Source organism: Streptomyces sp. NBC_00490 (assembly GCF_036013645.1).
GTDB lineage: Bacteria > Actinomycetota > Actinomycetes > Streptomycetales > Streptomycetaceae > Streptomyces > Streptomyces canus_F.
In genome coordinates, this window is sequence record NZ_CP107869.1 from 8,428,688 (window position 1) to 8,451,653 (window position 22,966).

Genomic DNA, 22,966 nt, shown 5'->3' on the forward strand with positions numbered 1-22,966 from the left:
AGCAAGAGTCTGGGACGGCACCGGGACGGCCGCCCGTGGCGTGTGAGAAGCGCGGGCTGTTTGCTCGTCCGCGCTCGTGAGCTGCTGGTACGGCCCGCCGGGAAAGGTCCAACTCCTGGGTGTCCAGCGGTTTGTGCGCCGTAGACTGTAGGCGAAAGCCAATCCATACTTGGCTCTCGCATACAGCGATGACGCTGCTGAGGAGGGCCCGTGATGTTGTCGACAGGACTGCCGCAGGGTGCGGTGCCCAAGCTCGAACGCCCCGGCCCACTGCGCGACCGTGTCTACGAGGCACTGCTCGAACTCATCACCACCCGAGCGCTCCAGCCCGGCCAGCACTTGGTCGAGAGCGAGCTCGCCGGACATCTCGGCGTCTCCCGCCAGCCCGTGCGCGAAGCGCTGCAGCGGCTGAACACGGAGGGGTGGGTCGATCTGCGGCCCGCGCAGGGCGCGTTCGTGCACGAACCCACCGAGGAGGAGGCGGACCAACTCCTCACCGTCCGTACGCTGTTGGAGGCCGAAGCCGCCCGCCTCGCCGCGGCCCACGCGGGTAAGGCCGCCATCGGCGTGCTCGAGGAGATGTGCGCGGAGGGCGAGCGCGCGGTCGCCGACGACGACGTGGACCGCGCCGTCGCGATGAACGCCCGGCTCCACGCGAAGATCATGGAACTGGCCGGCAACGCCGTCCTCGCCGAGCTGGCGGCACAGGTCGACCGCCGGGTCCGCTGGTACTACACGCCGGTCGCCCGGCAGCGCGGCCGGCAGTCCTGGATCGAGCACCGTGAGCTGATCGCGGCGATCGCGGACCGCGACGAGCAGCGCGCCACGGCGGTCATGCGGGCCCACACGGAACACACGCGGAAGATGTACCACGAGCGCGACAAGTAAGGGTCCGATCGACCCCGGGTACAGGCCCCCGCACGCCCGACGAGCAGAGGCCCCGCGTCATCGATCCGTCGCTCCCGGTGAGCCCTCGGAAGCGCTCCGCACCGGGGCCCGGAAGCGCCGCCCGGGGCACGGATATGCAGGTGAAAGGCGCTCCCAAAGCTTGGTATTGTTGTCCATGTCGCCGCGGGGAACACCCCCGGCCAGGCGACAGACACCTGGTCCGGGTGGCGGAATGGCAGACGCGCTAGCTTGAGGTGCTAGTGCCCTTTATCGGGCGTGGGGGTTCAAGTCCCCCCTCGGACACCAGCTGGGACCCCTGTTCATCAGGGGTCTTTTGCTTTGGCCCAGAACTCTGGTCACCGACGTCTCCCACGACCTGCCGGGCCTCGCTGCGCACCGCCCCCATCCCGGCGACGGTCACCAGCACGATGCCCGCGCTCTGGGCCCACGAGGGCTGTTCGGCGAGGAGGACGAAGCCGACGACGGTCCCGATGGCGGGTTCCAGGCTCATCAGGGTGCCGAAGACCGTCGTGGGCAGATTGCGCAGGGCGACCATCTCGGCGGCGTACGGCAGGATCGGCAGCAGCAGTGCCGCCAGCGCGGACAGGGCGAAGGCCTGCGGGTCCATGTGGCCGACGATGTGGCCGACGCCGGCGAACGGCAGGGTCACCGCGGAGGCCGCCGCCATGGAGACGGCCAGGCCGCCGAGACCGGTGAACTGGGCGCCGACCCGTTTGGTCAGCAGGATGTAGCCGGCCCAGCCCGCCGCCGCCCCGAGCGCGAAGCCGACGCCGGCCAGATCGACCTCACCGCTCCAGGGCCGGGTCAGGGCGAGGACGCCGGCCGCCGCGGTCAGCGGCCACAGCACGTCGATCCGGCGCCGCAGGCCCGCCACGGCCACCCCCAGCGGGCCGAGGAACTCCAGGGCCGTGGCGGTGCCGAGCGGGATGCGGACCACGGCCTCGAAGTAGAGCAGGGTGAGCAGTCCGCTGACCGCACCGAGCAGCAGGGCGGTGCCCACCTCACGACGGTCGCGGCCGCGCAGGCGGGGCCGGGCGATGAGCCACAGGACGACCGCCGCCCAGGTCAGGCGCAGCCAGGCGGTCCCCGCGGGCGTGAACTTGTCGAAGAGGTGACTGGAGGTGCCGGACCCGGTCTGCACGCTGGCCATGGCCACCAGGGCGAGAGCCGTCCCCCGGTAGCGGGAACCCGTGTCCGGGTCGTGCGGGAGCTTCATGAGGCGTGCGCTCCATCGGCTGGGAGGCCCGCCGGGTCGGCGGGGTCGGGCAGGTGGGCGACCAGGGCGGCGACCGGGTGCGCGCCGGCGTCCCCGAGGCCCGCCAGAGCCACCTCATGGCGGCCCTCGGCGAGGGCGAGCAGCCACGCGCCGACCTCGGGGATCCAGGGCACGCCCAGTGCCTCGGCGTCGCGCCGCACGCGCTGCGGTCGGGTGGATGCCTGCCGGGCGAGGTAGAGCTGGGCGCGATCGGGGTCGACGGCGGGCAGCGTGGTGAGCCGGGCGGTGACGAAGTCGAGCCACGGGGCGTCCCCGTCCTCCAGGGCGTCGCCGATCAACCCCCGCGCGTCCTCGGCGCGCAGCGGCAGTCCGCCGCGCTCGCACGCCAGCCTGACCAGGAGACGGTCGCCGCACGAGACCCCCAACGCATAGGCCTCCGGGGCCTGTCGGGCGAGCAGGTCGGCGTCCTGACAGCGCTCGAAGGCGAAGCGTACGGCGGGTGCGCTGCCCGAGGTCAGCAGCCGGCGCCACATGCGGGCGTCGAGGGCCTGCCAGTCGGCGTCCGCGAACACCGTGAACAGGGCGGGCAGTTCGGCGAAGCGCGCCTCGGACACCAGGCGTCGGAACACCGCGGTGAAGCCCTCGATACGAGGAGCGGGGCGCAGACAGGCGAGGGCCGCGGCAAGGTCGTGCAGAGTGCCGTCGGTGACGGCCTCGGCGACCGCGCGGTGGATCTCCCGGGCGTCGAGGCGGACCTCGACGTCGGCGAGGCGGGCCAGCTTGCGCAGCGGGCCGTGACGGCCGCTCGCCAGGAGCGCGCGGATGCCGGTGGCCGCGGCGTCCGGGTCGAACCGGACGGGGACGCCGGAGAGTTGACGCATGTAGTCCACGGCGCCGAGGCGGCCGGCGGCCACCAGGACGTTGTACGACCGCAGGACCGTCTCCTCGTCGAGAGCGGGGCGCACCCCGGTCGCCCCGATGATCTGCTCGATGCCGCCCGCGTTGCCGCGTCGCGCCAGCCGGGTGCAGGCCCGGTCGATGCGGGCGGGACCCGGACGCGCGGCCGGCGGCAGGTGCGCGTACAGGAAGCAGAAGTCGTCGACCACACCCCGCTCCAGTGCCCGGTCCGCCGCGCGGGCCACGGCCTCCGTGGACAGCCCGGCCATGACGGGTACGTATTTGTTCACCTGCTCGAGGACGTATATCTCATCCCTTTCGAGCAGCCATCGCGTCTGCTCGGAGAGGAATTCCGCGGGCAGCCGGGTGAGCTTCTCCGGGGCGTCCTCGGACAGTTGCTTGAGAAGATTACGGTACGCGCGCACGGCCCTACCCCGCCAGCGCCAACTGCGCCGGCGCGAAAGGCAGCAGGTGGCTGAAGTCGTGGTCGCGATTGAAACGGACCATGGCCTTGCGCAGTTCGGGGTCGTAGCCCTCGCGGCCGCGGAAGTCGGTGCTCTCGTCGGCGAGTTCCTCGCTCCACAGGCCCGTGTAGACGGGCAGTCCCATGGAATGTCCGGCCACCACGACATCGAAGATTCCCTGAATGGTGGGCGGGGTCCAGTCGCCCGGCTGTGTGGTCTGCTGCAGATAGGAGCCCTCGGCCACATAGGTGGGCGTCAGATAGATCACCAATTCGGTGCCGTGACGGTCGCAGAGCTCCTTCAGGTACTCCATCGTGGCGACGGCCTCGCGCACCCCGTGTTCGTCCGTCATCCGTGGCGCCGGCTTGATCAGGACGTACGAGGTGAGCCGGATCCCCAGTTCGCCGAGGAGCGCGACCCGGTCCTCCATCACCCGGCGGGAGATCTTCTTCTTCAGGACCGTCTGCCGGATGAAGTCGTCCTGTGTCTCGAAGCCGACCGTCACGTCGAGCCGGGGCGCGTGGGTGGTCCTGGCGATGTGCTCCAGGTAGTCGCGCTTGACGTACTCGGGGCGCGTCTCGATGGACAGCACCTCCAGGTTCTCCATCTCCCGGGCGCGGTGCAGCAGATGGTCGACGGACTCGCGGTGGAAGCGCCTCGGATCGAGAGCGGAGCCCTCGTTGCCGAAGCACAGCTGGCGGAAGCCGCCCAGTTCACCGGCCTTGGAGTCGAAGACGTGGTCGATCTGGTTGTTGATCTGCTCGGCCGTCACCTCGAACGACGCCGAGCGGGTCGGCAGCGCGCAATACGTGCACTTGAACTGGCATTTCGTCGTGTAGAACGACAGGACCAGGTCACGCCTTCCGAGGAATTTCCGGGTGCCGACGTAGAGCGGTGTGTTCGGGTCGTGGTTCTCGTTGTTCTCGGACATCCTCAAACCTCCGTGGGTGTACGGCCGTTCGGTTCCGGTCGGGCGTTCAGCGCCACGGATGCAGAATGATCTTTCCGCATTCCCTGGTGAGCTGGAGTTTCCAGGCCTGCTCGATCTCGTCGAGCGGAAAGGTGTGCGTGATGAACCGGTCGATGAGCGGTCCGGTACGGGAAATGGCGTCGAGCATTCCCGGGGCGTGCTGCAGATACAGATCGAGGCTGCCGTAGAGGGTGACGCCCTTCTGGATCAGGTCCTGGTCGACGTGGAGCGACAGTTCGCCGGATTCCCCGAGGAAGGTGACCCGCCCGCCGCGCCCCGCGGCGTCCAGTCCGAACCGCTGGTGGCCGGTCTGCGCCGAGCAGTCGATGACATGGTCGACGCCCTTGCCCCCGGTGAAGTCCCGTACGGCGGCCAGAGCCGCGTCCGGTGTCCCCAGGTCGACGATCAGCTCCGCGCCCAACCGGCGTGCCAGTTCCCGGCGGTAGGGGCTGCGTCCGGCGCAGATCACCCGGGCGCCCCTGTCCTGCCCGTTGATCACGGCGCCGAGCCCCACCTGGCCGAGCCCGGTGACCAGGACCGTGTGACCGGCGGCGACCCCCATGTTCTCCATCGCCGTGTACGTCGCACCCATCCCGCAACAGGCCATCGCGGCATGCTCGTACGGCATCCCGTCGGGGATCCGGAGCAGCAGACGTTCCCGCTTGATCATGTACTGCGCGAAGCCGCACTCACCCGATTCGCCCGAGCACACCGCGAGGGGGTCCTCGGTGTCGGCGCAGTGCGCGTACCGCCCGGAGACGCACAGCGCGCAGCGCCCGCAGGGATAGCCGCTGAGCACGACCACCCGGTCACCCGGCCGGAACGGGCTGCCGGCACGGGCCTCGACCACCTCTCCGGCCGCCTCGTGCCCCAGGGAGTCCCAGCGGTTGCGGTCGCGGAAGTCCCCGTGCTCGTACGCCAGATGCTCATTGCACATCGGGGCCGCGACCACCTTCACCAGGACGTAGTCCTCGGCGATCCGCGGCAAGGGTTTCTCGATGATCCGGCTGACGCCGGGCCCGTCCAGTGCGGCGACTTTCATGCGTGCCTCTTCGGCCATGGTCGGTGCTCCAGGAGATCGGTGAGGGCTTCGGTCCGGGGCCCGGGGTAGCGCGAACAGCCCTTGTGGCATGCCTGATCGGGATCCGGGGACGGTGCGTGCGCACCGTGCGCTGCTCGTACGCGACCGGCGCACCGCGGGGTGGGGGCGCGGCCGGCGACCGCCGCCGCGCGGCTTTCACGGCACGCGGATCCCGATGCCTTGTCCGGAGGCCGGCAGGTGCGGGGTCCCTTGCCGCGCCCGGATCCGCTGGAGCGATCGCTCAGAGTCTCTGCGGATCCGCTAGGGGACGACTCGACCGACGACGGAGGCCCGGCCCTGACCGTCGGGCGCTGCCGGGCAGCCGCCCTCACCGGGGCGACGGAAAATCGGGTGACCCGCCCCTCCCCGTCTCCCTACACTCACCACGCGTCGCACACCGCCCACGGCGGGCCGGTGCGCGTGACATGACGAGGACCGACGAGTGGGGGGAGACCGGCCGTGTGTGACCGCGCCGCTGTTCTCGTTCCCCCGTCGTCGTACGACGTGATCCTCGTGTCCTGCTCCGTCCGGTGCCCGCTGCGCGGCCGGTACCGGATGCCCGGGACACACGCCTGACCATCAACTGACCTCGCACGCCCCCGCATTGGCGTGCCGTCGGATCAGTCCGGCCCGTCCCGGGAATCGCGCCGCCCTGTCACACGTCATCCGAAAGGCCATGGGCCGTGCGCATCAACCTCGACACCCTCGCCGTCGTCCGCAACCTGGGCATCCTCGCCCACGTCGACGCCGGCAAGACCACCGTCACCGAGCGGATCCTCTACGCCACCGGAACCACCCACCGGCGGGGTGAGGTCCATGACGGCACGACCGTCACCGACTTCGACCCGCAGGAGCGCGACCGCGGCATCACGATCTTCGCCGCGGCGGTCAGCTGCGCCTGGGACGGCCACCGGATCAACCTGATCGACACCCCGGGACACGTCGACTTCGCCGACGAGGTGGAGCGTGCGCTGCGGGTGCTCGACGGGGCGGTCGCGGTGTTCGACGCCGTCGCGGGCGTCGAGCCGCAGAGCGAGTCGGTCTGGCGGCAGGCCGACCGGTACGGCGTACCGAGGATCGCCTTCGTCAACAAGCTGGACCGCGCGGGCGCCGACCTCGACACCGCCGTCGAGTCGATCCGGGAGCGACTGCACCCGGCCCCGCTGGTCCTGCAGCTGCCCATCGGCACGGAGGACGCGTTCCGCGGCGTCGTGGACCTGGTGCGCCTGCGGGCGCTGACCTGGACCGACGGCGGCGACATGGTCGTGGCGGACATTCCCGAGGATCTTCGGGAAGAGGCGCGGCGCCGGCGTCGACTGCTGGAGGAGACAGTGGCCGAACTGCATCCGGCAGCGCTGGAGGAATTCTGTATGCGGTCGACGCTCGACACGGGGACGCTCGTCGGCGCCCTGCGCGACCTCACCCGTACCGGCGACGCCGTCGTCGTGCTGTGCGGCTCGGCCTACCGCAACCGTGGGATCGAGCCGCTCCTGGACGCGGTCGTGGCGTATCTGCCGTCGCCGCTCGACGTGCCGCCCGTGTGCGGCACCCTCGGCGACACCCGGCAGGAGCGGCCCGCCGACCCGGCGGCGCCCTTCGCGGCGCTGGTGTTCAAGGTGAACGCCACGCCGACGGGGCGGCTCACCTACCTCCGGGTGTACTCCGGAACGATCGAGAAGGGAGACATGGTGGTGGACGCGGGCGCGCGGCGCGGCGAGCGCGTCGGACGGATCCTGCGCGTACAGGCCGACCGGCACGCCCAGTTGGACCGTGCGGCCGCCGGCGACATCGTCGCGGTCGTCGGGCTGAAGTCCGCCCGCGCCGGGTCGACCCTCTGCGCGCCGGACGCCCCGCTGGTCCTCGAACCGCCGAGCGTGGCCGAACCGGTCGTCTCCGTCGCGGTCGAGGCCGTCAGGTCCACCGACACGGACCGGCTGGCCTCGGCGCTCGCGAGGCTCGCCGAGGAGGATCCGTCGCTGGTCGTGCGGACCGACCCGGAGACCGGGCAGACCGTGCTGTCCGGCATGGGCGAACTGCATCTCGAGGTCGCGCTGGAGAAGGCGCGGCGGGACCACGGGCTGGACGTCAACGCCGGCCGGCCCCGGGTCGCGCACCGCGAGACCGTCGGGCGCGGCGTGAGCGGACATGTCTTCCGGCACGTCAAACAGGACGGTGGCGCGGGGCAGTTCGCGCATGTCGTCCTCGATGTGGAGCCGCTGGACGTCGACGCGGGGTTCGAGTTCCGCTCGGCCGTCGTCGGTGGACGGGTGCCGCAGGAGTATGTCCGGGCCGTCGAGGCCGGGTGCCGGGACGCCCTGGCCGAGGGGCCGCTCGGCGGGCACCCGGTGACCGGGCTGCGGGTCACCCTCACCGACGGGGCGACGCATGTGAAGGACTCCTCCGACACGGCCTTCCGCACGGCGGGCCGGTTCGGACTCCGGGAGGCGCTGCGCGCCTGCGCGATGGTCGTGCTGGAGCCGGTGGCCGAGGTCACGGTCACGGTGCCCGACGCCGCCGTCGGGGGAGTCCTCGGCGACCTGGCGGCTCGGCGCGGCCGGGTCTCCGGCTCGGCGACGCGGGCCGGCTCGGCGGTCGTCACCGCCACCGTGCCGCTGGCCGAACTCTTCGGCTACGCGACCCGGTTGCGCAGCCGGACCCAGGGCCGCGGCACCTTCACGGCCCGGCCCACCGGGTACGCGCCGGCGCCGGCGACCGTGGCGCCGGCCCAGAGGTAGCGGTGCCAGGGCGGTCCCTCTCCCGCGGGGGAGGGACCGCCCGCTCCGTTCAGGAAATGAACGACCCTGCACCGAGCCGCACGATCCGTCGAACTCCCCCTGCTCAACCCCTTGACGTCCCGAAGCCGTGGCAGTTAACTCACGTCCTAAATTAAGCCGTGAGTGCATTCCCTGAAGGGACACCAGGAGCCATGCGCAGCATCCGAGCCGCGGCCGTAGGCGCCGTCACCCTGTCTCTCGCCCTGGCCGCATCGGCCTGCGGAGGCGGTTCGTCGAACGGCGGCGGGTCCAACGACTCGCCGAAGACGCTCACCTACTGGGCCTCCAACCAGGGGGCGAGCATCGAGGTCGACAAGAAGGTCCTCCAGCCCGAGATCGACAAGTTCGAGAAGCAGACCGGCATCAAGGTGAAACTGGAGGTCGTGCCCTGGTCGGACCTGCTCAACCGCATCCTCACCGCGACCACCTCGGGCCAGGGCCCCGACGTCCTCAACATCGGCAACACCTGGAGCGCCTCGCTGCAGGCCACCGGCGCACTGCTGCCCTGGGACGCCGAGAACTTCGCGAAGATCGGCGGCAGGGACCGCTTCGTCGACTCGGCGCTCGGCTCGACGGGCGCCGAGGGCAAGGACCCCTCCGCGGTGCCGCTGTACTCGATGGCGTACGCCCTCTACTACAACAAGAAGATGTTCGCCGACGCGGGCATCGCACAACCACCGGCCACCTGGGCGGAGTTGGCAGCCGACGGCAAGAAGCTCTCCAAGGACGGCAAGTGGGGCCTGGGAGCGGAGGGTTCGAACCCGTCGGAGAACATCCACCACGTCTTCGTCTTCGCCCAGCAGCACGGCGCCGACTTCTTCACCGCCGACGGCAAGCCCGACTTCACCAGCGACGGGGTCGTCACCGCGGTCAAGCAGTACGTCGATCTGATGGCCAAGGACAAGGTCATCGCGCCCGGCAACGCCGAGTACGCCCAGAACCAGTCCGTCAGCGACTTCGCCAAGGGCAAGACGGCGATGCTGCTGTGGCAGTCCGCCTCCGCCAACCTCAAGTCCCAGGGCATGAGCGAGGACGACTACGGCATCGCTCCCGTGCCCGTGCAGTCCGGCACCCCGGGCACCGGCGCGCAGGTCAACTCCATGGTCGCGGGCATCAACCTGGCCGTCTTCAAGAACACCGACAACCTCGACGGCGCCACGAAGTTTGTGAAGTTCATGACCAGCGACGCGGAGCAGAAGATCCTCAACACCGCCTACAGCTCGATACCGCCGGTCAAGACGGCCCAGACGGACGGCGCCTTCAACACGCCCGCCAACGCCGTCCTGAAGGACACCCTCGCCAAGAGCGCCGCCGCGCTGCCCCAGGTCGCCGACGAGTCGCAGTTCGAGACGGCGGTCGGTACGGCCGTCAAGGGCCTGTTCGCCGACGCGGCCGCCGGACGCGCCGTCACCACCGACTCGGTGAAGGCGGCGCTGGAGAAGGCCCAGCAGCAGATGCCGGCCGCCTGATGACCACCACTCTGGAACGCGCCGACCCCAAGGCGCCGTCCGGCGAGAAGCGCACCCCGCGCCCCGGCCGCATCCGCCGGATCGGACTGCCGTATCTGCTCCTGCTGCCCGCCCTGCTCCTCGAACTCCTGGTCCACCTGGTGCCGATGGGCGTCGGCATCGTGATGAGCTTCAAGGAGCTCACACAGTTCTACATCCGCGACTGGGGCACCGCGCCCTGGTCCGGACTCGACAACTTCAAGGTGTCGGTGGACTTCGACGCCCCCGTCGGCGAGGCCCTGCTGCACTCCTTCCTCGTCACCGTCGCCTTCACCCTGCTGTCGGTCGCGCTGTGCTGGCTGATCGGCACCGCGGCCGCGGTCTTCATGCAGGACACCTTCCGCGGCCGGGGCCTGCTGCGGGCGCTGTTCCTGGTGCCGTACGCCCTGCCGGTCTACGCGGCCGTCATCACCTGGGTGTTCATGTTCCAGCACGACAACGGCCTGGTGAACCACGTCCTGCACGACCAGCTGCACCTCACCGACAAGCCGTCCTTCTGGCTCATCGGCGACAACAGCTTCTACGCCCTGCTGATCGTGTCGGTGTGGAAGGGCTGGCCGTTCGCCTTCCTCATCGTCATGGCCGGACTCCAGAACATCCCCCGGGAGCTGTACGAGGCGGCCGCCCTCGACGGCGCCGGCGTGTGGCAGCAGATCCGCCGCATCACCCTGCCGTCGCTGGGCGCCGTCAACCAGGTCCTGATCCTGGTCCTGTTCCTGTGGACGTTCAACGACTTCAACACCCCGTACGTCCTGTTCGGCAGGACCGCCCCCGAGGCCGCGGACCTCGTCTCGGTGCACATCTACCAAGCCTCGTTCGTCACCTGGAACTTCGGCACCGGTTCCGCCATGTCCGTACTCCTGCTGCTGTTCCTGCTGCTCGTGACGGGCGCCTACCTCACCGTCACCTCGCGCGGACGGAGGACCTCGCGTGCATGACTCCCCGATGGCACCGCCGCGTTCGTTCCTCTGGTCCCGGCGGATCTTCCTCACCCTGCTCGGCGGCTTCGTGCTGGTACCGGTGTACGTGATGGTCTCCAGCTCGCTGAAGCCCCTCGCGGACGTCACCGGCAAGTTCCGCTGGATACCGAGCGAGCTGACGATCCGCCCGTACATCGACATCTGGTCCACGGTCCCGCTCGCCCGGTACTTCATGAACTCGCTGATCGTGGCGGGCGCGGCGACGGTCTGCTCGGTGGTGATCGCGGTCTTCTCCGCGTACGCGGTGAGCCGCTACGACTTCCGCGGCAAGCGCGTCTTCACGGTCACCGTCCTGTCGACGCAGATGTTCCCCGGCATCCTCTTCCTCCTCCCGCTGTTCCTGATCTACGTCAACATCGGCAACGCCACCGGCATCGCCCTGTTCGGCTCGCGCGGCGGCCTGATCCTGACGTATCTGACCTTCTCCCTGCCGTTCTCGATCTGGATGCTGATCGGGTACTTCGACTCGGTGCCGCGCGACCTGGACGAGGCGGCGCTGGTCGACGGCTGCGGGCCGCTGCGGGCGCTGTTCCGGGTCGTGGTGCCGGCCGCGATCCCCGGCATCGTCGCGGTCGCCGTCTACGCCTTCATGACCGCCTGGGGCGAGGTGCTGTTCGCGTCGGTGATGACCAACGACACCACCCGCACGCTCGCCGTCGGACTCCAGGGCTACTCCACGCTCAACGACGTGTACTGGAACCAGATCATGGCCGCCTCGCTGGTCGTCAGCGTGCCGGTGGTGGCCAGCTTCCTGCTCCTGCAGCGCTACCTCGTCGCGGGGCTGACGGCGGGTGCCGTCAAGTGACCGACCTCGAAAGGGATTTCGTGACCATCGACCTCGCCGCACTCCCGCACGACTTTCTGTGGGGCACGGCCACTTCGGCGTACCAGATCGAGGGAGCCGTGGCGGAGGACGGCCGTTCGCCGTCGATCTGGGACACCTTCTCGCACACCCCCGGGAAGATCGCCGGCGACGACCACGGCGACATCGCCTGCGACCACTACCACCGCTGGCGCGAGGACATCGCGCTCATGCAGCAACTCGGCACCAACGCCTACCGGTTGTCGATCGCCTGGCCGCGCGTGCTGCCGGGCGGCGACGGCCCGGTCAACGCCAAGGGCCTCGCCTTCTACGACGAGTTGATCGACGGCCTGCTGGACGCGGGCATCACCCCCTCCGTCACCCTCTACCACTGGGACCTGCCCCAGGCGCTCCAGGACCGGGGCGGCTGGCCCGAGCGGGACACCGCCGAGCACTTCGCCGCGTACGCCTCGGTCGTGGCCGCGCGCCTGGGCGACAGGGTCAGCCACTGGACCACCCTCAACGAACCGCTGTGCTCCGCGTGGATCGGCCACCTCGAAGGCAAGATGGCCCCCGGGTTCACCGATCTGACCGCCGCGGTGCGCGCCTCGTACCACCTTCTGCTGGGCCACGGACTGGCGACCCAGGCCATCAGGGCGGCCGTCCCCGCCGCCGAGGTCGGCATCGTCAACAACCTCTCCACCGTGCACCCGGCCACCGACCGTCCGGAGGATCTCGAGGCCGCCCGCCGGATGGACGGCCACACCAACCGCTGGTGGCTGGACCCGATCCACGGCCGCGGCTTCCCGGAGGACATGCGGAAGCTGTACGGCGTCGAACTGCCCGCGAAGGAAGGCGACCTGGAGACGATCGCCGCCCCGCTGGACTGGCTCGGCCTCAACTACTACTTCCCGGCCACCGTCGCCGACGACCCCACCGGCCCGGCCCCGCACGCCCGTTCCGTACGCCGCCTCGGCGTGCCCCGCACCGGAATGGACTGGGAGATCGACGCGAGCGGCATCGAGACCCTGCTGCTCCGCCTCACCGACGAGTACGGCGCCCGCAAGCTGTACGTGACCGAGAACGGCTCCGCCTACCCGGACGTCGTACGCCCCGACGGCAGCGTCGAGGACCCCAAGCGGCAGGACTACCTGGCCGGGCACCTCGCCGCCTGCGCCTCCGCCGCCCGCCGGGGCGCCCCGCTGGCCGGCTACTTCGCCTGGTCGCTGCTGGACAACTTCGAGTGGGCCTACGGCTACGACAAGCGTTTCGGCCTGGTCCACGTCGACTACCGGACCCAGGCCCGCACCATCAAGGGCTCCGGACACCGGTACGCGGAGATCATCCGCGACCATCGGGGACGCGCGCGGCACGCGGCCTGACCCGGCGGGCAGAGCGGGGACAGAAGCCCCTCGCCGAGGGGCCCCGGGGCGGGATCGCACTCCCGCCCCGGGGCTCCGCCGTCCCCGATGCCGCGGCGGCGCACCAAATACGTTGCCGCAGGCCAGCCAGGGTGAAAGCCTCACGCCATGCCCACCTTCACCACCCCCGACGGCACCACCCTCGCCTACCACGCGGCCGGCGAGGGACCGCCCCTGGTCTGCCTCCCCGGCGGTCCGATGCAGGCCTCGGCCTACCTCGGTGACCTCGGCGGCCTCAGCGCCCACCGCACCCTGATCCGCCTGGACCTCAGAGGCACCGGCGACTCGGCGACCCCCGGGGACCCGGCGTCGTACCGCTGCGACCGTCAGGTCGACGACGTCGAGGCACTGCGCGAGGAACTCGGCCTGGACCGCCTGGACGTACTGGCCCACAGCGCAGGCGCCAACCTGGCCGCCCTCTACACGGCCCGCCACCCCGACCGCGTCGCACGCCTCGCCCTGATCACGCCGAGCATCTACGCGGTCGGCATCGCCGTCACCGCCGAGGACCGTCTGAGCACGGCCCGACTGCGCCGTGACGAGGAGTGGTTCGCCCCGGCGTACGCGGCGCTGGAATCGCTCAACGCGGGCCGTCCCGCCCCCGGCGCCTGGCAGGCCGTCGCCCCCTTCTGGTTCGCCCGCTGGGACGAGGCGGCCAAGGCGGTCCGCGCGGCCGAGGACCAGCAGCGCAACGACGAGGCGGCGGCGGTCTACGGCTCCGAGGGCGCCTTCGACCCGGAGGCGACGCGAGCGGCGCTGGCCGGGTTCGCGGGGCGGGTGCTGGTGCTGGGCCGGGGAGGTGGACGTGGCCGGGCCCCCGCGGGCGCTGGCCGAGTACGCCGGGCTCTTCCCGGAGGCCGAGTCGGTGGTCCAGGAGGGGGCGGCGCACTTCCCCTGGCTGGACGACCCGCGGCGGTTCGTGGCCGAGACCGCGAGGTTCTTCGCGTAGATCGCGTTGTCAGTGCTGCCTGTCATGATCCGGGACATGCTCTACGACGACTTGGTCCGGGCGCTGACCGACCCCGACTTCGCCCTCGACGTCCGCGCGGCCGACCTCTCGGGACTCTCCGACGAGGAGGTCGGCGGGCTGCTCGCGGCGGCCTACCGGGCCCGGCGCGGGGCCACGGACGCGATGAAGGGGGTGCGGGTGGCGGTGCACCAGGCGGTCAGGGACAGGGAACCGCGCTACACGCCCGACGCGTGCCGCCGGATGTTCGAGGCGGTCGTCGCCTGCAGCGAGGACCCCGACGACGTGGTGAGCCTCCGGCCGGTCGTGGACGCGCTGACACACTGCACGGGGCCCTGGCCCGACCTTTCCGGCCCGGCCCGTGCCTTGACCGGTTTCCTGGTGGGGAAGGGGGCCGCCACCGACCCGTACTCGCTGCTCATGGTGGCGAGCCTCGGGGGCGGCGAGGCGCTGCGGACGGCGGCCGACCTCCTGCGACGCGACGGAGGAGCCATAGCCATGGACGGGATCGACGTCGTCATCGGACTCACTCCCGCCGAGCGGACCGTGCTCGTGCAGCTCGACGGGCTCAACACCTACGACCCGCCGCCGAACGCACCGGACCTCTGGCGGCAGGTGGCCGGCATCCCGGCCTACGTCGCCTTCGCCCGCCGTGCGCTGGAAGCCGCGGCCGACCGCGCCGACGCCCTCCAGCGCGGCGACATCCCCTACCGGGCCGACAAGGCGTTCACGCCCCGCGAGGTCGACATGCTCGGACAGGCCGCCCGGGTGGCCCTGCTGCGCGACGAGCCCTGGCTGCCGGACCTCCTCGACCGGCTGCTGCCCGGCATCGCCGTCGCCCCGACGTCCGCGAAGACGGTCCCCTCGCAGGCCCTGCTGTACGAACTGGTCCGTGCCGCACGGGACTTCCCGACGCCGGAACTGGTCACCGCGATCCGCACCGCCCGCTCGGTGACCCGCCACGCCGGGATTCCCCGGCAGCTCGACAAGCTGCTCAAGCAGGTCGAGCCGGCCCTGGCCGAGCGGACCGAGGTGGCCCTGCGGCTGTCGAGGGAGGGCTTCGACGACGACGGTGTCCTGCGCAGAGAGGCGGGCGGCGGGTACACGGCCGTCGTCACGGTCACCGAGACCGCCCACCTGACCTGGGAGAAGGACGGCCGCCCCCTGAAGAGCGTCCCCGCGCCCGTCCGGCGCGACCGCGCCGGCCTGGTCAAGGAGCTGCGCGACCTGGTGAAGCGGGTGGACATCCAGCTCGGCACCCTCGCCCGGGCGTTGGAGGGCGGGTTCACCGTCGACGCCGTCCACCCGTACGGCTGGTGGCGCGCGGAACTGGCCGGGCATCCCCTCGCCCGGTCCGTCGTACGCCGGCTGATCTGGGAGATCGAGGTGGCGCCCGGCCGGTGGCTGGCGGTCCTGCCGTCGACCGAGGACCTCCCCGACGCGCCCGACGACGCCTCCGTCCGGCTGTGGCATCCGATCCGCTCCGACGCCGACACCGTACGGGCCTGGCGGGACCGGCTCGTCGACGGGCAGCTGAGACAGCCGTTCAAGCAGGCGTTCCGGGAGATCTACCGGCTCACCCCGGCGGAGGAGGAGACCCGCGTCCACTCCCTGCGCTTCGCCGCCCATCTCGTGCACTACCGCCGGATGTTCGCGCTGTTCCGGGCCCGCGGCTGGACGAGCCGGCTGCTCGGGCCCTGGGACGCCGGGGACGGGGACGCGGCCCTGCGGACCCTGGGCGCGGGGGAGTGGCGGGCCGCCTTCTTCCACACCTACGTGGACTGGGCCGACGGTGACGGGGTGGCCTCGACCGACCGGGTCCGCTTCGAGCGCCGGGTGGCGGGCGCCTGGCGCGAGGCGCCCCTCGCGGAGGTGCCGCCGCCGGTGTTCAGCGAGGCGATGCGCGACGTGGACCTCTTCGTCGGCGTGACCTCGATCGCCGCCGACCCCGACTGGACCGAGCACGGACCGGCCCGCGCCTACTGGGAACGGGCCGGGTTCGCCGAGCTGAGCGAGAGCGCCGAGGCCCGCCGCGACGCCCTCGCGCGGATCCTGCCGCGCCTGAAGATCGCCGACCGGTGCACCCTCGACGGCCGCTTCCTGGTGGTCCGCGGCGACCTGCGCACGTACCGTATCCATCTCGGTTCGGCGAACATCCTGATGGAGCCCGACGACTCCTATCTGTGCATCGTCCCTACCCGCGGCAAGGCCGTCGGCAAGGTCTTCCTGCCGTTCGAGGACGACCGGCTCACCGTGATCCTCAGCAAGGCCCTGCTGCTGGCCGCCGACACCGAGATCACCGACCCGTCCATCCTCGCGCAGTTGGGGAAGGGGAGAGCGGGCTGACCGGGCGCGGAACCGCCGTCGGGGGGCGGCGGTTCCGCGCGGGCGGGTCAGCAGTCCCTGAACTCCGGCGACTGGTTCAGGATCTGTGAACGCGTCGAGGTGAAGCGCGCGTAGGTCTCGCTGTCCCGCGCGCCCGGCCGGAACGCCGCCACCCGGTGGCAGTTCTGGAAGGCCAGGGCCACCCCGAAGTGCCGCTCCAGGCTGCCGCGGATCGCGTCGCTGGCCAGGGCCCGCAGCAGCTGGCCGCGCTCCTTCTCGGACGGCGGGGGCGTCTGGTTGTCGGTGAACTCGGCCTTGCCGTCGTGGAGTTCGACGGCGAGAGAGGCGATCAGGTCGTAGGCGTACGGGAGGGACGTGCGGACGGTGTCCACGAAGTCCTCCTCGCGGACGGCGCCGTTCTCGGCTTCGGCGAGGAGCTTCGGGGAGACGTCGAGAGACATGAAGGTGCGTGTCCTGTCTGTGCGTTGAGTGGGGGGTGAGGGGGAGGTGGTGTGTCAGAGGAGGGCAGCGGGGCCCGGTACGAAGTCGGGGTCGATCTGGGCGGCCAGGTCCTCGCCCGCCCAGGAGCGGGCGTTGCGCAGATGGAACTCGACGGCGTGGCGATGGAGCGTCGCCCAGTCGCGGGGGCAGGCGTCCACGGTCTCGCGCAGGACGTTCAGGGCATGCCGGTTGTGCGGCTCCAGGGACTCCGGGCCGCCCGGTGCGCGGCCCTGTTCGGCGGCCCGTACGAACGGTGAGTGGACCAGGTGGGTCAGCAGGTCGTCCCCCACCTCCTCCTTGAGGAAGAGCAGGTCATCCTCGCCGGTCACCTTGTTGCCGACGACGGCGATTCGGATGCCGAACTCACGGGCGTGGTCGCGGTACTGGCGGTAGACCGAGACGCCCTTGCGGGTGGGTTCCGCCACCAGGAACGTGAGGTCGAAGCGGGTGAAGAGACCGGAGGCGAACGCGTCCGCGCCCGCCGTCATGTCCACCACCACGTACTCGCCGGGACCGTCGACGAGATGGTTGAGATAGAGCTCCACCCCGCCGAGCTTGGAGTGGTAGCAGGCCACCCCGAGGTCGCTCTCCTCGAACTCGCCGGTCACCATCAGCGGCACGTCGCCGACCCGCCGGACGTGCCGGGCGTGCAGTTCGTCGTCGCCGAGCAGGGTGAGCAGCCGGGAGCCGCGGCCCGGCGGAGTGGTCTTGATCATGGCCTCGGCGGAGGCGATGCGCGGGTTGGCGCCGCGCAGGTGGTCCTTGACGGCGTTCAGATGTGCGCCCAGCGGCGGGGCGGCAGGCAGCTCCCCGTCGTGGCCCAGCGCCTCGGCCAGATGCTGGTTGATGTCCCCGTCCACGGCGAGCACGGGAGCGCCGGACCGCGCCAGGTGACGGGAGAAGAGTGCCGACAGGGTGGTCTTGCCGCTGCCACCTTTGCCGACGAAAGCGATGCGCATCAGCACCCCGCCCTTTCGGATAAGGGCTTTTTGAAAATGGATGTCATGTCGGTAGATTTGTAGGGCGTCACCGCGGCGCTGTCAAACCGCCACTCGGGAGGCGTTGATCAAGCCCCTCCGCTTAATGCATATGATGTGCAAGTGCGTGACTACAGCATCAGGGCCGCGGGCCCGGACGACCTCGACGGCGCGCGAGCGGTGATGCTCGACACCGTCTACCGCGACTTCGGTTCCGGCTATGTGCCCCGCTGGCACGGCGACATCATCGACCCGGCCGCCGCCTACCTGGTCCCCGAGCGCCACACCCTCCTCGTGGCGCTCGACCCGCACAGCGGCGAGGTCGTCGCCACCGGCGCGCTGGACTCCCGGGGCCCGGCCCACCCGCCGAACCCGCGCCATGTCGCCGAGCGCTACCCCTCGGGGCGGACCGCACAACTGCGCCGCGTCTACGTCCGCCCCGAGCACCGCAGGCGCGGTCTCGCCCGGCGGCTGGTCGCGGAGCTGACGGAGTTCGCCGTCGCCGAGGGCGGCTACCGCTCCCTGTATCTGCACACCGACCCGGCCGTCCCGGGCGCCGAGGCCTTCTGGCGGTCGCTCGGCAAGCTCGTGCACGACGAGCGCGGGGGCCCCGAGGACGCGTCCGGCGTCCTGCACTTCGAGATCCCGATGGGGCGATGACCCGTATGACCCGACCGCGCTTCCTCCTCGCCCTCCTCCTCGCCCCGGCCCTCACCGGCTGCTTCGCCTCGGAAGGCTCGGGCGGTTCGTCCGACGACGTCGGCGACGGCTCCCGGCTGCGGGTCGCCCTCGCCTTCCCGCCCGCCGAGCACCTCTCGCCGTACGGCGCCGACGCCACCCTCCTCAGCCGCCTCGGCGTCACCGAGGGCCTGACCGCCCTGGACGCCAACGGCGCCGCCGCCCCCGCGCTGGCGGCTTCCTGGACCCGCGAGAACGACCGCACCTGGCTGTTCACCCTGCGCGAGGCCACCTTCCAGGACGGCACCGACGTCACCCCGGCCGCGGTCGCCACCGCCCTCACCCACGCCACCGAGGCCCGGCCGGCCCCCGCCGCCCTCTCCGGCGTGACCCTCACCGCGAAGACCGAGGGCACCACCGGCGTCCGGGTCACCACGAAGAACCCCGACCCCGCCCTGCCGCTGCGCCTGTCCAGCCCCAGCCTCGCCGTCCTGTCCGCGAAGGCCTACGGCAGGACGAACCGCGTCGACCCGGTCGGCCACGCCACCGGCCCCTTCGAGCTCACCAAGGTCATGGGCGCCACCGCCGCCACCCTCGACCGCAACGACGACTACTGGGGCGGCCGCGCGCAGGCCCCGGGCATCGACGTGAAGTTCGTCGCCGACGGCACCGCCCGAGCGAGCGCGCTCCGCACCGACCAGGTCGACCTCGCGGAGGCGATCCCCGTCGCCCAGGCCGCCACGCTCGACAAGGGCCTCCGCAAGGCCACCGCCACGACCCGCACCACGAGCCTGCTCCTCAACACCGAGTCGGACGTGTTCCAGGACGTCGGCCTCCGGGCCGCCGCGCGGCAGGCGGTCGACACCTCCGCACTCGCCGAGGGTGTCTACGAGGGGTACGCCGACGCCGGCACCGGCCTCTACGGGCCTGCCGTGACCTGGGCCGAGAGCAAGCGGACCGAGCCGGCCGGGCGGGCGGGGGCCACCGACCCGGACGGGGCCGCGATCACCCTCGCGACGTACGACAACCGGCCCGAACTCCCCGAGGTCGCCCAGGTGTTGAAGCAGCAGCTGGAGAAGGCCGGCTTCGAGGTGGAGCTGGAGGTGCGCGAGTACTCGCGGCTGGAGAGCGATGTGCTGGCGGGCAGGTTCGACGCCTTCGTCGGTGCCCGCAACAGCCTCCTCGACACCGGCGACCCCGTCTCGCTCCTCGCCAGCGACTTCACCTGCGACGGCAGCTACAACCTGGCGCTGCTGTGCGACAAGGACGTCGACAAGGCGGTGCGGAAGGCCGAGCGCGTCACCGACACCGCCGGGCGCCAGGACGCCGCCATGGCGGCCGAGGCGAAGATCCTCGGCACCGACGCCGTCGTCCCGCTGGTCCACCAGCGCGTCATCACCGGCGTCGGCCCCAAGGTCGGCGGCGCTCTCCTCGACCCGTACGAGCGCACCCTCGTCGGCCTCGGCACCCGGCGCTGACGCGTGCGGCAGCAAGCGGCCACGCTCCTGTGGCGGGCCGGGATCGCCGCCGCCCTCGTGTGCGCCATCGGCCTGCTGCCCTGGCTCACGCGCACGGACCCGGCGCTGACCGTGCTCAAGGCCCGCTCGGCCGAACGCGACCCCGACCCGCAGGTGCTGGCCGACATCCGGGCCCGACTGGGCCTGGACGACGGCCCGTTCCGTCTTCTCGGGCAGTGGCTGGGCGGACTGTGGCGCGGGGACGCCGGACAGTCGTGGATCTCCGGCACCGAGGTCACACCCGCCGTGCTCCAGGCCCTCGGGGCGTCCCTGCTGCTGATGGCGGTGGCCCTCGGGTGCGCCACCGTCACCGCCGCCCTGATCTGTGCCCGCACCCTGTGGCTCGGCGCGCACCACCGGCTCGCCGGACGCGGGGCCGGCGGCAGCGGGTCCGCGGTCCTCGCCGCGCTGCCCGAGTTCCTCACCGCGTCCGTGCTCGCCACCGTCGTCGGCGTCCAGCTCGGCTGGCTGCCCGCCCTCGGCTGGTACGGGCCGAAGTGGACGATCCTGCCCGCCCTCGCCCTCGGCCTGCCCGCCGGGGCCGTGCTCGGCCGCCTCCTCGACGACCTGCTGCCCGGCGCCTTCGCCGAACCGTGGGCGCCGGCCGCCGCCGCGCGCGGACTGCCCGGCCGCGCCATCGCCCGCCAGGCACTGCGCCGCTGTCTGCCCGGACTCCTGCCGAACACCGGCCTGTTCGCGGTCGGCCTCACCGGCGGCTCGGTCGCCGTCGAGCAGATCTTCGACATACCCGGCCTCGGCCGCACCACCCTCCAGGCCGCCCTCGCCCAGGACCTCCCCGTCCTCCAGGCCGGCACCCTCGCCCTCGTCCTCCTCGCCGCGGCCTGCGCCGGCCTCGCCACCCTCGCCACCCGCCTGCTCATCGGCACCGCCCTGCGCGACGGCGCCCTGCCCTCGCTGCACAGACCGAAGCCGCCGGTACGCGGTATACAGCCGATCGCCTACGGTGGACTGCTGGCGGTCGTCATCGCGCTCGGCCTGCCCCGCGACCCGCTCGCCCTCGACACGCGGCAGCCCCTCCAAGCGCCGTCCCGCGCGCACCCCTTCGGCACCGACGCGCTCGGCCGCGACGTCCTCGCCCGCGTCGGCCACGGCGCCCTGGAAACCCTGCTGCTCGCCCTCGCGATCGGCACGGCCGCACTGCTCATCGGCGTCCTGCTCGGACTGCTGCCCCGTCTGTCCGGCCCGCTCGTCGACACGGTCACCGCGTTGCCGCCGGTGCTCGTCGCCCTCCTCGTCACCGCCGTCACCGGCAGCGGTCCCACCACCCCCGCGCTCGCCGTCACCGCCGTCGCCTGGGCACCCCTCGCCGCCCACACCTCCGCACTGCTCCGCCAGGAACGCGCCGCCCTCCACATCACCGCCACCCTCGGCCTGGGCGCCGGCCCCTGGCACCTGCTGCGCCACGAACTCCTGCCCGCCGTCCTGCCGCCCGTCACCCGTCACGCCCTGCTACGGCTCCCCGGCATCGCCCTCGCCCTGGCCTCCCTCGCCTTCCTCGGCCTGGGCGCCCAACCGCCCTCCCCGGAGTGGGGCCTGCTGCTCGCCGAGAACCAGCCCTACGCCGAGCGCGCCCCCTGGGCCGTCCTCGCCCCGGCCGCCGTCCTCGCCCTGCTCGGCGCGCTGGCGGTCACCGCGGCGGGAGGAGTGCGCGGGCCGCGCCGCACCCCGCGCCCACCCGTGAGCGAACCCGAACAGCAGCCTCGTACAAGGGAATGGGTGGAAGCCCGATGAGCAGCCCGCTGTCGACCGCCCTGCGCGGGACCCCGGACCGTACCCGCCTCACGCCCCTCCTGCGGCTGCTGATCCTCACCCAACTCGCCTTCAACGTCGGCTTCTTCGCGGTGCTGCCGTTCCTGTCCGAGCACCTCGGCACGGCGGTGGGCATGGCGGGCTGGACGGTCGGGTTCGTGCTGGGGCTGCGGACCTTCAGCCAGCAGGGGCTGTTCGTGGTGGGCGGGGCGCTCGCCGACCGGTACGGGATCCGGCCGGTCGTGCTCGCGGGATGCGCGCTGCGGATCGCCGGGTTCGCCTGGCTCGGGTACGCCGAGGCGACCGGGGCGGTCATCGGGGCCGTGCTGCTGATCGGGTTCGCCGCCGCGCTGTTCTCGCCCGCGGTCGAGTCCGAGGTGGCCCGGCAGGCCGTCGTCCACGAGGAGCGGGGCGGCGGATCCCGTACCCGGGTGCTCGCACTGTTCACCGTGGCCGGACAGGCGGGGGCGTTCGTCGGGCCGCTGCTCGGCGCGCTGCTGCTGTCGGTGGACTTCCGCAGCGTGTGTCTCGCCGGTGCCGGGATCTTCGTGCTCGTCCTCGCCGGGCACGCGTGGCTGCTGCCGCAGCACATTCCGGGACGCCGACGGGTCCACGTCAAGGGCGGGATACGGGTGCTGCTGCGCAACCGGCGCTTCCTCGCGCTGTGCTGTGCGTACGGCGCCTATCTGCTCGCCTACAACCAGCTCTATCTCGCGCTGCCCGCCGAGGTGGAGCGGGCCACCGGTTCCCAGTCCGCGCTGGCCGGGCTGTTCGCCCTGTCCTCGCTGCTGGTGGTGACCGCCCAGCTGCCCGTCACCCGCCGGGTGGGGGACCGGCTCGACCTGCGCCGCTCGATGGCGGCCGGACTGCTGCTCATCGCCGCCGGGTTCACGGTCGTGGCGCTCGCCCGGCCGGCCGGCTGGACCGGGACGGCGGGGCTGCTGCCCGCGGCCGGGTTCGTCGTGCTGCTCACCCTCGGCCAGATGCTCGTCGCCCCCGTCGCCCGCGCCTGGGTCCCCGACCTCGCCGAGGAGGGGCGGCTCGGCCTCTACACCGGCGCGCTGTCCTCGGTCTCCGGTCTGATCGTGCTGGCCGGCAGCTCACTGACCGGCACACTCCTCGACAGCGGGCTGCCGGCGGCCGTGCCCTGGCTGGTGCTGGCCGCCGTACCGGCCGCGGCGATCACGCTGCTGCCGCGCCGTCCGTAGG

Annotated in this window: 16 protein-coding genes, 1 tRNA gene and 2 pseudogenes; 13 read left to right on the forward strand and 6 right to left on the reverse strand. The window is 72.0% G+C overall.

Annotated elements, in window-relative coordinates:
- Window positions 1-213 precede the first annotated feature (213 nt).
- Together OG381_RS38380 and OG381_RS38385 are read left to right on the forward strand one after the other, a co-directional pair.
- Window positions 214-888: a GntR family transcriptional regulator gene (locus OG381_RS38380; RefSeq protein ID WP_327720571.1), complete on the forward strand. Its 675-nt coding sequence runs from the start codon at window positions 214-216 to the stop codon at window positions 886-888.
- A 218-nt stretch (window positions 889-1,106) separates the two neighbouring features.
- Window positions 1,107-1,194 (forward strand) — tRNA-Leu (locus tag OG381_RS38385).
- A 163-nt stretch (window positions 1,195-1,357) separates the two neighbouring features.
- Here OG381_RS38385 and OG381_RS49715 read toward each other — a convergent pair.
- The 4 genes and pseudogenes from OG381_RS49715 to OG381_RS38405 form a co-directional block, all read right to left on the reverse strand.
- Window positions 1,358-2,125, reverse strand: a pseudogene (locus OG381_RS49715) (EamA family transporter); the annotation flags it as partial.
- Window positions 2,122-3,447: a hypothetical protein gene (locus OG381_RS38395; RefSeq protein WP_327720573.1), complete on the reverse strand. Its 1,326-nt coding sequence runs from the start codon at window positions 3,445-3,447 to the stop codon at window positions 2,122-2,124. The gene OG381_RS38395 and the pseudogene OG381_RS49715, both read right to left, overlap by 4 nt.
- A gap of 4 nt (window positions 3,448-3,451) precedes the next feature.
- On the reverse strand, window positions 3,452-4,417 hold the full coding sequence (locus OG381_RS38400) for a hypothetical protein (RefSeq protein ID WP_327720574.1): 966 nt from the start codon (window positions 4,415-4,417) through the stop codon (window positions 3,452-3,454).
- Window positions 4,418-4,463: 46 nt separating this feature from the next.
- A complete protein-coding gene (locus OG381_RS38405; protein ID WP_327720575.1) occupies window positions 4,464-5,498 on the reverse strand; it encodes a zinc-dependent alcohol dehydrogenase in 1,035 nt (344 codons plus the stop codon).
- Between the two features lie 722 nt (window positions 5,499-6,220).
- On the opposite strand from OG381_RS38405, the gene fusA reads away from it, so the two are divergent.
- The 7 genes and pseudogenes from fusA to OG381_RS38440 all read left to right on the forward strand — a co-directional run bounded on the left by fusA (window position 6,221) and on the right by OG381_RS38440 (window position 16,335).
- On the forward strand, window positions 6,221-8,272 hold the full coding sequence (gene fusA / locus OG381_RS38410; RefSeq protein ID WP_327720576.1) for an elongation factor G: 2,052 nt from the start codon (window positions 6,221-6,223) through the stop codon (window positions 8,270-8,272).
- A gap of 191 nt (window positions 8,273-8,463) precedes the next feature.
- Entirely contained in the window at window positions 8,464-9,780 is a 1,317-nt protein-coding gene (locus tag OG381_RS38415; protein ID WP_327720577.1) for an ABC transporter substrate-binding protein, read from the forward strand.
- On the forward strand, window positions 9,780-10,757 hold the full coding sequence (locus OG381_RS38420) for a carbohydrate ABC transporter permease (RefSeq protein ID WP_327720578.1): 978 nt from the start codon (window positions 9,780-9,782) through the stop codon (window positions 10,755-10,757). Before OG381_RS38415 ends, OG381_RS38420 begins: the two co-directional genes overlap by 1 nt.
- Before the next feature lie 7 nt (window positions 10,758-10,764).
- Complete coding sequence (locus OG381_RS38425) at window positions 10,765-11,604, forward strand: carbohydrate ABC transporter permease (RefSeq protein ID WP_327722666.1); 840 nt, start codon at window positions 10,765-10,767, stop codon at window positions 11,602-11,604.
- A 20-nt stretch (window positions 11,605-11,624) separates the two neighbouring features.
- Complete coding sequence (locus OG381_RS38430; RefSeq protein WP_327722667.1) at window positions 11,625-12,983, forward strand: GH1 family beta-glucosidase; 1,359 nt, start codon at window positions 11,625-11,627, stop codon at window positions 12,981-12,983.
- Window positions 12,984-13,130: 147 nt separating this feature from the next.
- Window positions 13,131-13,971 (forward strand): annotated as a pseudogene (locus OG381_RS38435) (alpha/beta fold hydrolase).
- A 36-nt stretch (window positions 13,972-14,007) separates the two neighbouring features.
- Window positions 14,008-16,335: a DUF4132 domain-containing protein gene (locus OG381_RS38440; RefSeq protein ID WP_327720580.1), complete on the forward strand. Its 2,328-nt coding sequence runs from the start codon at window positions 14,008-14,010 to the stop codon at window positions 16,333-16,335.
- Between the two features lie 47 nt (window positions 16,336-16,382).
- On the opposite strand, the gene OG381_RS38445 is transcribed toward OG381_RS38440, so the two are convergent.
- Window positions 16,383-16,775 carry an SCO5389 family protein gene (locus tag OG381_RS38445; protein ID WP_327720581.1) on the reverse strand — a complete coding sequence of 131 codons (393 nt, stop codon included), beginning with the start codon at window positions 16,773-16,775 and terminating at the stop codon, window positions 16,383-16,385.
- A 54-nt stretch (window positions 16,776-16,829) separates the two neighbouring features.
- Window positions 16,830-17,774 carry an ATP-binding protein gene (locus OG381_RS38450; RefSeq protein ID WP_327720582.1) on the reverse strand — a complete coding sequence of 315 codons (945 nt, stop codon included), beginning with the start codon at window positions 17,772-17,774 and terminating at the stop codon, window positions 16,830-16,832.
- A 141-nt stretch (window positions 17,775-17,915) separates the two neighbouring features.
- On the opposite strand from OG381_RS38450, the gene OG381_RS38455 reads away from it, so the two are divergent.
- From OG381_RS38455 to OG381_RS38470, 4 genes are read left to right on the forward strand one after another with little or no spacing between them, the layout of a single operon-like run.
- A complete protein-coding gene (locus tag OG381_RS38455) occupies window positions 17,916-18,452 on the forward strand; it encodes a GNAT family N-acetyltransferase (protein WP_327720583.1) in 537 nt (178 codons plus the stop codon).
- A gap of 5 nt (window positions 18,453-18,457) precedes the next feature.
- Complete coding sequence (locus tag OG381_RS38460) at window positions 18,458-19,948, forward strand: ABC transporter substrate-binding protein (protein ID WP_327720584.1); 1,491 nt, start codon at window positions 18,458-18,460, stop codon at window positions 19,946-19,948.
- A 3-nt stretch (window positions 19,949-19,951) separates the two neighbouring features.
- Entirely contained in the window at window positions 19,952-21,739 is a 1,788-nt protein-coding gene (locus tag OG381_RS38465) for an ABC transporter permease subunit (RefSeq protein WP_327720585.1), read from the forward strand.
- The gene (locus OG381_RS38470) at window positions 21,736-22,965 is read left to right on the forward strand and encodes an MDR family MFS transporter (RefSeq protein ID WP_327720586.1); all 1,230 of its coding nucleotides are present in this window, start codon (window positions 21,736-21,738) and stop codon (window positions 22,963-22,965) included. The genes OG381_RS38465 and OG381_RS38470 overlap by 4 nt, the downstream gene beginning before the upstream one ends.
- The last annotated feature ends 1 nt before the right edge of the window (window position 22,966 follow it).

What these genes read in the sequence shown, in the direction of transcription:
- OG381_RS38380 (WP_327720571.1), top strand. Translation starts at nt 214, where the DNA reads ATGTTGTCGACAGGACTGCCGCAGGGTGCGGTGCCCAAGCTCGAACGC.
- OG381_RS38400 (WP_327720574.1), bottom strand. Translation starts at nt 4,417, where the DNA reads ATGTCCGAGAACAACGAGAACCACGACCCGAACACACCGCTCTACGTC.
- OG381_RS38405 (WP_327720575.1), bottom strand. Translation starts at nt 5,498, where the DNA reads ATGAAAGTCGCCGCACTGGACGGGCCCGGCGTCAGCCGGATCATCGAG.
- OG381_RS38415 (WP_327720577.1), top strand. Translation starts at nt 8,464, where the DNA reads ATGCGCAGCATCCGAGCCGCGGCCGTAGGCGCCGTCACCCTGTCTCTC.
- OG381_RS38420 (WP_327720578.1), top strand. Translation starts at nt 9,780, where the DNA reads ATGACCACCACTCTGGAACGCGCCGACCCCAAGGCGCCGTCCGGCGAG.
- OG381_RS38425 (WP_327722666.1), top strand. Translation starts at nt 10,765, where the DNA reads ATGGCACCGCCGCGTTCGTTCCTCTGGTCCCGGCGGATCTTCCTCACC.
- OG381_RS38440 (WP_327720580.1), top strand. Translation starts at nt 14,008, where the DNA reads ATGCTCTACGACGACTTGGTCCGGGCGCTGACCGACCCCGACTTCGCC.
- OG381_RS38445 (WP_327720581.1), bottom strand. Translation starts at nt 16,775, where the DNA reads ATGTCTCTCGACGTCTCCCCGAAGCTCCTCGCCGAAGCCGAGAACGGC.
- OG381_RS38450 (WP_327720582.1), bottom strand. Translation starts at nt 17,774, where the DNA reads ATGCGCATCGCTTTCGTCGGCAAAGGTGGCAGCGGCAAGACCACCCTG.
- OG381_RS38460 (WP_327720584.1), top strand. Translation starts at nt 18,458, where the DNA reads ATGACCCGACCGCGCTTCCTCCTCGCCCTCCTCCTCGCCCCGGCCCTC.
- OG381_RS38470 (WP_327720586.1), top strand. Translation starts at nt 21,736, where the DNA reads ATGAGCAGCCCGCTGTCGACCGCCCTGCGCGGGACCCCGGACCGTACC.